The organism is Streptomyces sp. NPDC059718 (assembly GCF_042733315.1).
Lineage (GTDB): Bacteria > Actinomycetota > Actinomycetes > Streptomycetales > Streptomycetaceae > Actinacidiphila.
Window position 1 is genome coordinate 35404 of the sequence record NZ_JBHWGA010000045.1, and the last position, 14377, is coordinate 49780.

Sequence of the window (14377 nt, forward strand, 5' to 3'; positions counted from 1 at the left end):
AGGGGGGTGTGCGCCGTTGCGGCCCCTGGTCCGTACCGCCGCGCTCAGCGGGTACGCCGAGCTGAGCCGCTGCCTCGGCATCGACCCGCGGACGCTGATGAGGCGCGTGCCGTCTGCTGGGCTTCTCGTCGCTCAGGGTGTTCTCCCGCCGGTTCCACGACCGGTTCGGCTGCAGCCCGCGGGAGTGGCGCAGGTGCGGGCAGGCCCGGCCGCCGATCCGGTCCGCGGCCGGTGGCGCCCGTTCAGGCGAACGGACCCGGTCCGTTTGACGCACCGTCCGGGGCGGCGGACCGTGGCGGGTATCCCCGCTCGTAGAAAGGCCGGACGGCGATGGCGGACACTCAGGCCAGGCGCATAGCCGCGTTCATCGAGCCGCTGCGTGTGGAGCCCGGGTCCACAGTGGACCTGGCCAGGGACTTCGACCCCCGGTACAAGGGCAGCCTGAAGAAGCGGAACGGCGTAGGACTGCTGAGCACGGGCGTGTCGCTGCTGGCCGAGTACCAGGCGCGGCTGGCCGCCCAGGACACCTACGGGGTGCTGCTCTGCCTCCAGGCACTCGACGCCGGGGGCAAGGACGGCACCATCCGTCACGTCATGAGCGGGGTGAACCCGCAGGGCGTGCGGGTCAGCAGCTTCAAGGTGCCCTCCGCGGAGGAGCTCGACCACGACTACCTGTGGCGCTACGCGCAGAGGCTGCCCGCGCGCGGCGATATCGCGATCTTCAACCGCTCCCACTACGAGGAGGTCCTCGTCGTCCGGGTGCACCACGAGGTCCTCCAGCGGCAGAAGCTGCCCGAGCAGCCCAAGGGCGCGGGCATCTGGGAGCGCCGCTACCGGGAGATCAACAACTGGGAGCGCTACCTGACCGACAACGGCTTCAAGGTCGTCAAGGTCTTCCTCAACCTCTCCAAGGAGGAGCAGCGCGCCCGCTTCCTGAAGCGGATCGACCTCCCCGAGAAGAACTGGAAGTTCTCCGCCGCCGACGTGCGGGAGCGCCGCCACTGGGACGAGTACCAGAAGGCCTTCTCCGAGATGCTGTCGGCGACGAGCACCAAGCACGCCCCCTGGTACGTCGTCCCGGCGGACCGGAAGTGGTTCGCGCGGATCTGCGCCGCGGCGGTGCTCGCCCACACGCTGATGGAGATCGACCCCCAGTACCCCACGGTCGGCGAGGAGGCCCGGCGCGACCTGCTCGCCGCCCGGCGGGAGTTGGAGGCCGAGGCCCCGCAAGGGGCGCCGGCCGACCCGTATGCGGCCCGGCGGCGGACCAAGGAAGCGCGGCGCCCGTAGCCCCGGACCGCCGGACCGCCGGACCGCCGGACGGCCGGACGGCCGGACGCAGCGACCGGATCGGAGGCAGGACGATGACGGTGCAGCCCAAGCCGGAGGGGGAACGGCCCGCGTCACCGGAAGGCTGGTACGCGCGGTCCCCGCAGGACGTCGCCATGGCGTTCGAGGTCGACCCGGACGTCGGACTGCCGGCCACACGGGTGACCGAACTGCTCGCCGCGCACGGCCCGAACGCGCTGCCCGAGGAGGAACCGCCGCCCGCGTGGCGGCGCTTCCTCGACCAGTACCGCAGCTACATGCAGATCATCCTGGTCGCCGCGGCCGTCGTCTCGTTCCTGATCGCCCAGTGGAGCACCGGCATCCTCCTGGTCCTGCTGACCCTGCTCAACGCGGTCGTCGGGCTGCGCCAGGAGGGCAAGGCCGAGAGCGCGATGAACGCACTGAAGTCGATGATGAAGGCGACCGCCCGGGTGCGGCGCGACGGCACCGAGTCGGAGATCCCGGCCGAGGGCGTCGTGGCGGGCGACATCGTGCTCATCGCCGCCGGCGACCAGGTGCCGGCCGACGGGCGGATCGTCCGGGCCAACGCCCTGCAGATCGACGAGTCCGCGCTGACCGGCGAGAGCATCCCCGCCGCCAAGGACACCGGCACCCTGCCCGCGGGCGCCGCTCCCCTCGGACCCGGCGACCAGACCAACATGGCCTTCATGAACACCCCCGTCACGCACGGGAGCGGTGTCCTGATCGTCACCGGCACCGGCTCGGGCACGGAGCTGGGGAAGATCTCCGGGATGCTGTCGGCCACCGCCAAGGAGCAGTCGCCGCTGACCAAGGAGCTCGACGACCTCACCCTGTGGATCGCCGCGGCCGCGGGCCTGACGATGGTCGTGATGTTCGCCCTCGGCCGTGCCCGCGGCCAGGAGTGGGACGCGCTGTTCGTCAGCGCGGTGTCCCTGGCCATCGCCGCGATCCCCGAGGCGCTGCCCACGGTGACCCAGGTGATCCTCTCGGTCGGCAGCCTCAACCTCGCCCGGCGCAACGCGATCGTGAAGGAACTGCCCTCGGTCGAGACCCTCGGCTTCACCTCCGCCATCAACTCCGACAAGACCGGCACCCTGACGATGAACCAGATGACCGCCGTCGAGGTGGTCAGCCCCACCGACCGCTACACCGTCTCCGGCACCGGCTACGGCCTGGAGGGCAGGATCCACCACGCCGCGGGCTCCTCCGCGGGCATCGAGGACGCGATCCTGCCGTACGTGGTGGCCAGCGACGCCAAGCTGGTGGACGGCACGGTGGTGGGCGACCCCACCGAGGGCGCACTGCTCGTCCTCGGCCACAAGGCCGGGCTGGACATCGAGGCCACCCGCGAACGGCTGCCCCGGCTGGCCACCCTGCCGTTCGACCCCGGCTACAAGCTGATGGCCACCTTCCACTCGGCCACCGACGCCTCGGGCCGCCCGGTCGTACGGTGCTTCGTCAAGGGCGCGGCGCCGGCCGTGATGGCACGGGCCGCGACCGCGCTGTCCGCCGGCACGACCGTTCCCTGGGACGACGACCTCAGCCGGCGCGCCCAGGGGGCCACCGAGCGGATGGGCGGCGAGGGACGCCGCGTCATGGCCGCCGCCACCCGTGACCTGGACCCCGCCGGCTTCGACCCCGCCGGCGACCTCCTCGCCCTCGTCACCGACCTGCGGATGACCAGCCTCGTCGGCATGATCGACCCGCCCCGCGACGAGTCCCGGGACGCGGTGGCGGACGCCCAGGCCGCCCACATCAGGGTCCGCATGGTCACCGGCGACGACGTCACCACCGGCGCCGCCATCGCGCGGCAGCTCGGCATCCCCGGGGAGGCGATGCTCGGCGCGGACTTCGCCGCGCTGCCGGAGGAGGAACGCCTCGCCCGCATCGACGACATCGGCGTGGTCGGAAGGGTCGCCCCCGAGCACAAGGTCCTGCTCGCCGACACCCTCAAGAAGAAGGGCGAGGTGGTGGCGATGACCGGCGACGGCGTCAACGACGCCCCCGCCATCAAGGCCTCGGACATCGGCATCGCCATGGGCAGCGGCACCGACGTCGCCAAGAACGCCGGCCGCATGATCCTGTCCGACGACAACTTCGCCACGATCATCCACGCCGTGGAGGAGGGCCGGAAGCTCTACGACAACCTCACCAAGTACATCCGCTTCGTCCTCCTGCTGCTGGTCACCTTCGTCCTGACCTTCCTCGGCGCGACCCTGCTCAACATCGCCGCCGGTGAACCCTTCACCCCCGCCCAGGTCCTGTGGGTGCACTTCGTCGTCAACGCCCCCTTCGGCTTCGCCCTCGGCTTCGACCAGGAGAGCCCCGGCCTGATGCGCCGCACGCCCCGGCCCCGCGGGCAGTCCGTGCTCACCAGGCCCGTGCTGGTCACCGTGGGGCTGAGCGGGCTGGCGATCACCGCCATCCTGCTGGCCCTGATCAAGGTGGGGGAGAGCCACTTCCACAGCGCCGCCGTCGGCAACTCGATGGCCTTCACCGCCTTCGCGCTCTGCCTGATCGTGGCCGCGTTCGAGTGCCGCAGCGAAACCGCCTCCGTCCTCACGACCACCACCTTCGACAGCAAGCAGATGAACTGGGCGGCCCTGGGCGAGTTCGCCCTCGCCGTCCTGGTGACCCAGATGGACGGCTTCCGGCGCATCCTGGGCACCACCGGGATCAACCTGCGGCAGTTCGGCTGGGCCCTGCTGTCCGCCGTCGTCCTGCTGCTCCTGTGGGAGCTCGGCAAGCTCCTGGCACGCCGGGTGCGGGCGGCGGCCGCGGAGCGGGGCCGGGCGGCGCCGCTTCAGGTGCCCGCGGCGGGCAGCTCCAGCCTGAGCTCGTAGCCGCCGTCGGCCGTCGGGCCCGAGGTGACGGTGCCGCCGAGCAGTGCGGCGCGTTGCCGCAGGCCCACGAGGCCGTAGTGGGCGCTGGGCAGGGGGAGCGCGGGCCGGGTGGGGGCGGTGTTGGTGACCGTGACCCGGACGGTGCCGCCCTGGCGGTGGATCCGGACCCGCGCGGAGGCCCCGGGCGCGTGCTTGCGCACATTGGTCAGCGCCTCCTGGACGGTGCGGTAGACCGCGCGCTGCACCGTCGGCGGCAGCCCGTCCGGCAGGTCCGGCTGCAGCTCGGCCTCGATGCCGCTGCCGCTCACCAGCCGTTCCAGGTCCGCGAGGGAGGGCTGCGGGGTCAGCTCCGTGGGCCGGCCGCCGGCGGCGCGCAGCACGCTCACCATGTGCCGCAGCTCGTCCAGGGTCTGCACGCTCAGCCGCCGGATCGTCGCCGCGGCCTCCTTGACCTCGGCGTCCTGCGTGCCGACCTGGAGCGCCCCGGCCCGCACGGCGATCAGGCTGACCTGGTGGGAGACCACGTCGTGCATCTCCCGGGCGAGCTGGGCGCGCTCCTTGGCCAGTACGGTCTGCGCGGTGAGCAGCCGCTCGTGGTCACGGGCCTCCGAGATCTCGGTGAGCCGCAGCGACAGGTCCCGCCGGGCCTGCACGAGCTGGCCCAGGAAGACCGGTGCGGCGGCCGTCGCGGCGGTGTAGCTCAGGGTGATCAGGGTCGAGGGCTCGGACAGGTCGAACTTCGGCGCGGGCCACGGCGCCATGTCGGCGATCGTGAAGGCCAGCGCGCAGCCGGCCAGCAGCCACCGGCGCTGGGAGAGCGAGGCGAGGGTGTAGAGCGCGGCCAGCGTGGCGAAGGCCGCGTCCGAGACCAGCACGGCGGGCAGCGCCAGCACGAAGGTGACCAGCGGCAGACGCCGGCGCAGCATCAGGGCGACGGCGCCGCCGAGGGCGCACCCGAGGCGCACCGGCTCCTCGGGGTCGACGTTGACCCAGATGTCGAACAGCGCTACCGCGACGACGACGAGGTCCATCGCCATGGGCGTCGGACGCCGGAACCTCATCCGCCCTCACCGTCCTGCGGCCGCTTGAGCAGCCCCGCGCGCTCCGCGAGCAGCGCGGCCTGCACCCGGCTGCCCACCTGCAGCTTGGTCAGGATGGCGCTCACATGGTCCTTCACGGTGCCCGTCCCCAGGTGCATCCGCCCGGCGATGTCCGCGTTCGACAGGCCCTCGGCGACCAGCAGCAGGACGGCGCGCTCGCGCTCCGTCAGCCGGGCCACGCCGCGGGCCGCCGACTCCTGCGGGCCGGCGCCTAGGTAGCCGTCCACGACCGTCCGGGTGACCTTGGACGACAGCACGGCACCGCCGTCGGCCAGGGTCCGCACCAGGAAGGGCAGTTCCTCGGGGTCGGTGTCCTTCAGCAGGAAACCGGCCGCGCCCGAGCGGAGCGCCGTCGTCACGTACTCGTCCATGTCGAAGGTCGTCAGCATCGCCACCACCGGAGGCTGCGGCAGCCGCCGGAGCCCGGCCAGGACGGTGAGGCCGTCCACGTCGGGCATCCTGATGTCCAGCAGGACGACGTCGGGCTGGGCGTCCTGCGCCGTACGGATCGCCTGCCCGCCGGGCACCGCACCCACGACCTCGATGTCGTCCGCCGCGTCGAGGATGCGCTGGAAGCCCGTACGGATCAGGGCCTCGTCGTCGACCACCAATACCCGGATCACGCGTGCTCCACTCGCCACCGGACCCCTGCCCGATTCCTACCACGCCGCGCGCCGTCCGGCAGGGCACCGGGCCGCGTCCGGCCAGGTGACGGGGACCGTCGGTCGGGGGCGGGCGCGGTTCCGGACGACTGCCCGGCGGGGTGCCGCGGGCGGTTTCCACAACCCTGGAGCACTGACCAACGTAACACCGGGTGCGCCGCGGGCCACGGCGCGCGCGGTGGGGCCCGCCCCGTCGGCGGGGCTGATCAACCGGCGCCGTCCCGGGCGGGGAAACGGGCGAGTGCGACGGGCACCCAGGAACGGACCCTCTCGTCGGGGTCGTCCGCGAGCCCGTGGATCGCCGGCAGGGTCTCCGGGCGCCGTGCGAAACCGAGGCTGCTCAGCGCCGAGATCCGCACGCGCGGCGAGGCGTCGGAGAGCAGCCCGGTCAGGACGGCGACGGCCCGCGGATCGGTCCCGCAATGCCCGGTCAGCGCCCCCGCCACCGTGCGGCGGACGCCCTCGTCCGGGTCCGCGGCGGCCCGCGCGAGCCGTTCGACGTCGGACGCGTGCCGCACGTGGCCGAGCAGCCAGAACGCCGTCCGCCGCAGTTCCGGGTCCGGATCGACGGTCCAGGGGAGCAGCAGCGCGCGGGCGGAGGCGGGGTCCTCCTCGGCGAGGTGGGCCAGCTCCGCCGTGAGGGAGTCCTGGTCGTCCCCGAGGTCCCGGGCGTGGGCGCGCAGCAGCGCCGGCAGCGAGGCACGGCCCGCCGTGCGCACGAGGATCCGGGCGAGAACGGCGCGCGCGTACCATCCCCGCGCATCCACCGCGGCCGCGAGGTGGGCCTCCAGCGCCGGGACGAGGGCCGCGTCGCGGGCGGCGAGCACCCGCCCCTCCAGCACGTGGAGGGCGTCGAGGTCCGCGTCGGGGTCCGCCAGCCCGGTGGCGAGGGCATCGAGGTCGGCGGCCACCGTCTCGTCCATGGGGCGTCCCTCCCGGTTCGTGCTTGCGGTACCGGGAGCCTACGGGCCCGGTACGACAGTGCCCCGGGGCGTCAGTGGTGGAGGGCCGCCTTCGCGCGCTCCAGCGCGCCGCGGACCCCGGCCGAGAGGCTCTCGATGTCGTACGCGCGGTAGTGGCGGCGGCCGTTGATGAAGAACGTCGGGGTCCCCGACACATTGCTCAGGTCCGCGGACTCGGCGTCCTCGGCGACCCGGACCGCGACGGAGCGGGTCTCGACGTCGTGCCGGAAGCGCTCGATGTCGAGACCGATCGCCGTGGCCAGCCGTTCCAGTCCCCGCGAGTCGAGCGCCTGGGGGTGGGCGAAGATCTGGTCGTGCATGTCCCAGAAGCGGTCCTGCGCGGCGGCGGCCTCCGTGGCGCGGGCGGCCTGGACGGCGTGGGGGTGCACATCGGCGAGCGGCAGGTGGCGCCACACGTAACGGACGTCGCCGAAGTCGGCGAGCAGGTCGCGGATGACGGGCTCCGCCTCGCCGCAGTAGGGGCACTCGAAGTCGCCGTACTCGACGACGGTGACCAGGGCGTCGTGCGGGCCGCGGACGTGGTCGCGCTCCGGGTCCACGGGGACGGCCAGGTCCTCCAGTTGCTGCGACCTGCCGAGCAGCGCCCGCCGGCGCACCGCCCGGGGAAGCCGGTTCAGGACGAGCGTCACGCACCAGGTGAGCAGGAAGGAGAGGACCACCGCGGCGAGGATGCCGATCTTCGCCTCGGCGAGCCGTCCGCCCTGGAACGCGCGGTCCGCGATGAGGAGGGCGATGGTGAAGCCGATGCCGGAGATGGTGCCGCCGGCCGCCACCGCTCCCCAGCCGACCGCCGGGCGCAGCCGGCCGCGGCTGAGCCGGGTGGTCAGCGCGGAGGCGCCCACGATCCCGAGAGGTTTGCCCACCACGTACGCGACGACGATGCCGAGGGTGACGGGGGAGGTGAACGCGGCCGCCAACTGCCTTGCGTCGATGGTGATGCCGGCGTTGGCCAGGGCGAAGGCGGGGACGATGAGATAGCTGGTCCAGGGCCGGAACAGCTCCTGCAGCCGGGAGTTGAGCGAGACCGACAGCGCCAGACCCCGCCGGGCGCTGCGCTCCAGTGCGGGTGTGGGCTGCTCCCTGAAACGCAGGTAGAGCGTGCTGGCCCGGCGCAGGTCGGCGCCGCGCGCCGGGTGGTCGCAGGCCATGAGACCGAGCGCCAGCCCCGTCACGACCGGGTCCACCCCGGAGCCGAGCAGGGCGAACCACACCGCCACGCCGGTCAGCGCGTAGGCGGCGCCGCGGAACTCGCCGCAGGTCCGCACGATGGAGTTGGCCGCCCCGATCCCGACGGCGAAGAGGCCGATGGCGACGAACAGTTCGGGCCACGAGATGCCGCTGGTGTACGCGAACGCGATGACGGCGAGCGCGATGAAGTCGTCGACGACGGACGCGGTCAGGATGAACGCCCGGGTGGCCGCGGGGAGTCTGCGGCCCAGCAGGGCGTACATCCCGAGGGCGAACGCGGTGTCGGTGGAGATCACGGTGCCCCAGCCGCGCGCTTGCGGGGTGCCGTGGGTGAAGGCGAGGTAGAGGGCGAGCGGCACGAGCATCCCGGCGAGTCCGGCCATGGTCGGCAGGGTGATCCGGGTCCGCTCGCGGAACTCGCCGAGGTCGAACTCCCTGCGGGCCTCCAGGCCGACGATGAAGAAGAACAGGGTCATCAGCCCGCTGTTGATCCACTCCCGCAGGTCGAGCGACACCCCCCGTGAACCCAGCGTGAGCGACAGATGGGTGTGCCACACCGACTCGTAGTTGCCCGGCGCCAGGTTGGCCCAGGCCAGGGCGACGACCGTGGCGGCCAGCAGGAAACCGGCGCCCGCCGTCTCGGTGCGCAGGAACCGCAGGCGCGGAGTGGTCACGCCGGGGCGGCGCGGAGTCTGCCCCGTTGCCCGCAGTGACGAGAACGCGCTCACCCGCACATCGTGGCACGAGCCCGTGACGGTGGCCTGTCGCACGGGCCCACGGGGCAGGAAGGCGGCCCGGGCGGCGGTTCCGCGGCGCGCGCCCGCCCTACGCACGGTGACCGCTCCCGCGGTCGCGGGCCCGGCGGTTGGCGCCCCGGCGCCGGACGTTCGAGACTGCAAGGAGACGACTTCTTCCCGTACGGCCGGACAGGCGCCCACGACCCCTCGTGGCAGCGGGCCGCTGGGACGCGGATGGTCGTAGACCCTCAGGGGATCACATGGTGGACAAATCAGCCGCAGCCGGTCGGCGCGATCAGGATGAAGCCTCAGCCGCCGGGGGTGATCGTGCCGGTCCGCGGACCGGCACGGAAAGGATCCTCGCGGAGACCCTGGCCGGCGTCGTCCACGTCGAGCAGGTCCGCGTCGACAGCCACTTCTTCGAGGACCTGGGCGCCGACTCCCTGGTGATGGCCCACTTCTGCGCGCGGCTGAGGAAACGGCCGGACGCGCCGTCGGTGTCGATGAAGGAGATCTACCGCCATCCCACCGTCCGCAGCCTGGCGGCCGCCCTCGAGGAGGGCGCACCGGCCGCCTCCGCCTCCGCCGCCTCCGTCCGGGCGCCCGCCCCTTCCGGCTCCGTACGCGCCTCGTCCGCGCCCGGCGCGCCCGGCGCGAACGGGTACACCGTCGCCGACCCGTCGCGCGCCGCGGTGCCACGGCCGGTGGTGGGGCCGCCCTCCGGCACCCCCCACTACGTGCTGTGCGCGACGCTGCAGCTCGCCTTCTTCGTGGCGTACTCCTTCGGGGCCGCGCTCGTCCTCACCAAGGGCGTGGACTGGATCGCCGGGGCCTCGGGCCTGGTCGACACCTACCTGCGGGCGATCGCCTTCGGCAGCATGACCTTCGCCGCGGTGTGCGTGCTCCCGATCGTCGCCAAGTGGGTGCTCGTCGGCCGGTGGCGGCCCCGGCAGATCCGCATCTGGAGCCTGTCCTACCTGCGCTTCTGGTGCGTCAAGACCCTCGTCCGGTCGGATCCGCTGGTGTTCTTCCACGGGTCGCCGCTGTACACGCTCTACCTGCGGGCACTCGGTGCGAAGATCGGGCGCCGGGTCACCGTCCTGTCACGGCGCGTGCCGGTCTGCACCGACCTGCTCACCATCGGCGACGACACGGTGATCCGCAAGGACGTGTTCCTCTCCTGTTACCGCGCCGAGTCCGGGGTGATCCGGACCGGACCCGTCACGCTCGGCAAGGACGTGCTGGTCGGCGAGGTGACGGTGATCGACATCGACACGGTCATGGGCGACGGCGCCCAGCTCGGGCACGCCTCCTCGCTCCACGCCGGCCAGCGCGTCCCCGACGGCGAGCACTGGCACGGGTCCCCCGCCCAGCCCGCCGAGGTCGACTACCGGGCCGTCGGACCGGCCCGCTGCGGCACCGCGCGCAGGGCGGGCTACTCCCTCTCGCAATTGCTGGGAGCGGTCCTGGTCTACGTGCCGCTGGCCGTCGCCGGCTCGGTGCTGCTGTTCGCCGCCGTGCCGCAGTTCGCCTCGCTCCTGGAGCCCGGCCCCAGGGCGCTGACGGCCTGGTCGTTCTACTCCGACGCCCTGGTCACCTCGGTCGCCCTGTTCTTCGGCGCGGTGGTGCTCGGCCTGCTGTTCACGGTGACGGTCCCGCGCGTGCTGAACCGCGCCGTCCGGCCGGACACGGTCTACCCCCTGTTCGGCTTCCGGTACGGGATGCACCGGACCATCGGATTCCTGACCAACCGTCGTTTCTTCAAGACCCTGTTCGGCGACAGCTCGGCCATCGTCCACTACCTCGGCGGTCTGGGCTACCGGCTCTCCCACGTGGAGCAGACCGGATCGAACTTCGGCACGATCATGAAGCAGGACAACCCGTTCCTCAGCGCCGTCGGACGCGGGACGATGGTGGCCGACGGACTGTCGATCATCAACGCCGACTTCTCCAGCTCGTCCTTCTGCGTCTCGCGCGTCACCATCGGGCCGCACAACTTCGTCGGCAACTACGTCGCCTACCCGTCGCAGGGCAGGACGGGGGACAACTGCCTCCTGGCGACCAAGGTCATGGTCCCGGTGGACGGGAAGGTGCGGGAGGGCGTCGGCCTGCTGGGCTCGCCCAGCTTCGAGATCCCGCGGTCCGTCCTGCGCGACAGCAAGTTCGACCACCTCAAGGACGGCGAGACCTTCCGGCGCCGCCTGGCGGCCAAGAACAAGCACAACGTCTCCACCATGGCGCTGCACCTGCTCGCGCGGTGGGTGTTCTTCTTCTGGGTGGCGCTCGTGGTGTCGGTGGCCGCGGACCTCTACGACGCGCTCGGCGTGTGGGTGATAGCGCTCGCCAACATCCTCACGCTCGCCTTCACGGTCGCCGACATGGTGCTGTCCGAACGCATCGCCACCGGCTTCCGGGGGCTGCGGCCGCTGTACTGCTCGATCTACGAACGTCCCTTCTGGCGGCACGAGCGGTACTGGAAGGTCACGAGCGTGAGCGAGGCGATCATGGTCTTCAACGGCACGCCCTTCAAGGGCGTCATCTGGCGCTGGCTCGGCGTCCGGGTGGGCCGGCGGGTCTTCGACGACGGCTGCTACTTCCCGGAGCGTTCCCTGGTCGCCGTCGGGGACGAGTGCGTCCTCAACGAGGGCAGCCGCATCCAGTGCCACTCCCAGGAGGACGGCACCTTCAAGTCCGACCACAGCGCCCTCGGGGCCGGCTGCACGCTCGGCGTCGGCGCCCTCGTGCACTACGGGGTGACGATGGGCGACGAGGCGGTCCTCGCGCCCGACTCCTTCCTGATGAAGGGCGAGGAGATGCCGCCGGGGGCCCACTGGGCCGGCAACCCCGCCCGGGAGATGCCGGACGTGCTGCCGGTGCCCCCGGCGCACCGCGACGCCGCGACCGCCGCCCGGACCGGCTGAGCGGCGCCGCGCCGCGTCCGGTGACCGGCCGGGACCCCCGGTGGCACGCGCGTCCGATCGGGCCAACACTGGTGGAGTACGGGCAAATCGACTACGGCGGGCGCCACTCAGCCGTTGTGGGCCCGCCGGACGGGTGGGCAAGGTGACGACTTCCCCCTTCGGGTCCGGCGACCCGTTCTCCGACCTCTTCAACCGCTTCTTCGGGATGAGTCCCGCGGCGTCGCCGCCCGCGGTCCAGCGCGTCCCCATCGGGCGCCTGCTCAGCGACTCCTCGAACGAACTGCTGGCGGCCGCCGCGAGCCGGGCGGCCGCCGACGGCGCCGACCTCGACACCGAGCACCTGCTGTGGGCGGCCACCCGCGTACCGGCGGGCAGGCAGTTGCTGGAGCAGGCGGGCGTGGACCCCGACCGGCTGGCCGAGGACGTGGGCGCGATCCTGCCCTCGGGCACCGGCAGCGGGGAGCCCGCGCTGACCCCGGCCGCGAAACGCGCCCTGCTCGCCGCCCATGCGCGCTCCCAGGCCTCCGGCGCCTCGTACATCGGCCCGGAGCACATCCTCGCCGCGCTCGCGGACGACCCCCGCTCCGGCCTCGAGATGCGCTCCGAGGGCGCCGATCCCACGACCCTCGCCGGCAAGGGCGGCCGCCCCCGGTCCGCGCCGACCGACACCCCGACCCTGGACGAGTACGGCCGGGACCTCACCGAGGAGGCGCGCGCCGGACGGCTGGACCCGGTGATCGGCCGGGGCGAGGAGATCGAGCAGACCGTCGAGGTGCTGTCCCGGCGGACGAAGAACAACCCCGTGCTCATCGGCGACCCCGGCGTCGGCAAGACCGCCATCGTCGAAGGCCTCGCGCAGCGCGTCGTGGCCGGCGAGGTGCCCAGGACGCTCCGGGACCGCAGGGTGGTCGGCCTGGACCTGGCCGGACTCGTGGCCGGCTCCAAGTACCGGGGCGAGTTCGAGGAACGCCTGAAGAAGGTGATCGACGAGGTCACCGCGGCGAAGAGCAGCGTCATCCTGTTCATCGACGAACTCCACACCGTCGTCGGAGCCGGGGCGGGCGGCGAGGGCGCCATGGACGCGGGGAACATCCTCAAACCCGCCCTGGCCCGCGGCGACCTGAGCGTGGTCGGCGCCACCACCATCGACGAGTACCGCAGGTACATCGAGAAGGACGCCGCCCTCGAGCGCCGCTTCCAGCCCGTGATGGTCCCCGAGCCCTCCGTCGACGAGACGGTCGAGATCCTGCGCGGGCTGCGCGACTCCTACGAGGCGCACCACCAGGTGCGTTACACCGACGAGGCACTGGACGCCGCGGCCGCCCTGTCCGACCGGTACATCAGCGACCGCTTCCTGCCCGACAAGGCGATCGACCTCATGGACCAGGCCGGCGCCCGCGTGGGCCTGCGCTCCCTGGGCGGCCCGGGCCCGTCCGACGAGCTGGAGGAGCGCCTGACCAAGCTCCGCCGCGAGAAGGACGAGGCCGTCAGCACCGAGGACTTCGAACGCGCCGGCGGCCTCAAGGAGCGGATCCGGGAGCTGGAGAACGAACGCGCGGCGGTCACCGCGGAACGCGAACAGACCCCGGGCGTCACGGCCGAGGACATCGCCGAAGTGCTGTCCGCGCGCACCGGCATCCCCGTCTCCCAGCTGAACGAGACCGAACGCGAGCGGCTGATGAAGCTGGAGGAGGACCTCCACCGGCGGGTCATCGGCCAGGACGAGGCGGTCGACGCCGTGGCCCAGGCCGTGCGGCGCGGCCGCGCCGGCATGGGCGACCCCGACCGGCCCACCGGCAGCTTCCTCTTCCTCGGACCGACCGGCGTCGGCAAGACGGAGCTCGCCAAGGCGCTCGCCGAGCTCCTCTTCGGCGACCCCGAGCGCATGATCCGCTTCGACATGAGCGAGTTCCAGGAGAAGCACACCGTCTCCCGGCTCGTCGGCTCCCCGCCCGGCTACGTCGGGTACGAGGAGGCCGGGCAGCTCACCGAGGCGGTGCGCCGCAAGCCGTACAGCGTCGTGCTGTTCGACGAGGTCGAGAAGGCCCACCCGGACGTCTTCAACCTGCTGCTGCAGGTGCTGGACGACGGGCGCCTCACCGACGCCCAGGGCCGCACGGTGGACTTCCGGAACACCGTGGTCATCATGACCAGCAACATCGCCTCCAAGCACATCCTCGACCACGAAGGGGCCATCGACGACATCAGGGACGACCTGATGGCCGAGCTCCAGGCGCACTTCCGGCCCGAGTTCCTCAACCGCATCGACGAGATCATCGTCTTCCACGCGCTGACCCGGTCGGACCTCGTGCAGATCGTCGACCTCCTGCTGGAGCGCAGCCGCCGCAGGCTCCACGCCCAGCAGGTGGGCCTCGAGGTCACCCAGGCCGCCAAGGAATGGCTGGCCGACCGGGGCTACCAACCGGAGTTCGGAGCACGGCCGTTGCGCCGCACCATCCAGACCGAACTCGACAACAGGCTCTCCAACATGCTGCTCGACGGCACCCTCAACCCCGGGGACACGGTCGTCGCCGACGTCAAGGACGGGCAGCTGTCCCTCGGCCTCAAGGAGGGCGAAGCGCGGGAGCCGGCCAAGGAGGCGGCGGCGTCGGACGGTTGACCCCGGCCTACC

Annotated in this window: 9 protein-coding genes; 5 read left to right on the plus strand and 4 right to left on the minus strand. The window is 72.6% G+C overall.

Annotated elements, in window-relative coordinates; all coding sequences use genetic code 11:
* Positions 1-137: 137 nt before the first annotated feature.
* From ACFV3E_RS36075 to ACFV3E_RS36085, 3 genes are all read left to right on the plus strand, one after another.
* Positions 138-269: a hypothetical protein gene (locus tag ACFV3E_RS36075; RefSeq protein WP_500539092.1), complete on the plus strand. Its 132-nt coding sequence runs from the start codon at positions 138-140 to the stop codon at positions 267-269.
* Positions 270-330: 61 nt separating this feature from the next.
* On the plus strand, positions 331-1290 hold the full coding sequence (locus ACFV3E_RS36080; RefSeq protein WP_500539094.1) for a polyphosphate kinase 2 family protein: 960 nt from the start codon (positions 331-333) through the stop codon (positions 1288-1290).
* Positions 1291-1364: 74 nt separating this feature from the next.
* On the plus strand, positions 1365-4154 hold the full coding sequence (locus ACFV3E_RS36085) for a cation-translocating P-type ATPase (protein ID WP_500539096.1): 2790 nt from the start codon (positions 1365-1367) through the stop codon (positions 4152-4154).
* Here the strand turns inward: ACFV3E_RS36085 and ACFV3E_RS36090 are convergent.
* The 4 genes from ACFV3E_RS36090 to ACFV3E_RS36105 form a co-directional block, all read right to left on the minus strand.
* Complete coding sequence (locus ACFV3E_RS36090; RefSeq protein WP_500365801.1) at positions 4115-5215, minus strand: sensor histidine kinase; 1101 nt, start codon at positions 5213-5215, stop codon at positions 4115-4117. The genes ACFV3E_RS36085 and ACFV3E_RS36090 overlap by 40 nt on opposite strands.
* A complete protein-coding gene (locus tag ACFV3E_RS36095) occupies positions 5212-5877 on the minus strand; it encodes a response regulator (RefSeq protein WP_499514378.1) in 666 nt (221 codons plus the stop codon). The genes ACFV3E_RS36090 and ACFV3E_RS36095 overlap by 4 nt, the downstream gene beginning before the upstream one ends.
* Before the next feature lie 245 nt (positions 5878-6122).
* The gene (locus ACFV3E_RS36100) at positions 6123-6839 is read right to left on the minus strand and encodes a HEAT repeat domain-containing protein (protein WP_500539098.1); all 717 of its coding nucleotides are present in this window, start codon (positions 6837-6839) and stop codon (positions 6123-6125) included.
* 71 nt (positions 6840-6910) lie between these two features.
* On the minus strand, positions 6911-8761 hold the full coding sequence (locus ACFV3E_RS36105; RefSeq protein WP_500539100.1) for a Na+/H+ antiporter NhaA: 1851 nt from the start codon (positions 8759-8761) through the stop codon (positions 6911-6913).
* 323 nt (positions 8762-9084) lie between these two features.
* On the opposite strand from ACFV3E_RS36105, the gene ACFV3E_RS36110 reads away from it, so the two are divergent.
* Positions 9085-11745 (plus strand): Pls/PosA family non-ribosomal peptide synthetase, encoded by a 2661-nt coding sequence (locus ACFV3E_RS36110; protein ID WP_500539102.1) that lies wholly within the window; start codon positions 9085-9087, stop codon positions 11743-11745.
* Between the two features lie 142 nt (positions 11746-11887).
* Positions 11888-14365 (plus strand): ATP-dependent Clp protease ATP-binding subunit, encoded by a 2478-nt coding sequence (locus ACFV3E_RS36115; RefSeq protein ID WP_500539103.1) that lies wholly within the window; start codon positions 11888-11890, stop codon positions 14363-14365.
* Positions 14366-14377: the final 12 nt, after the last annotated feature.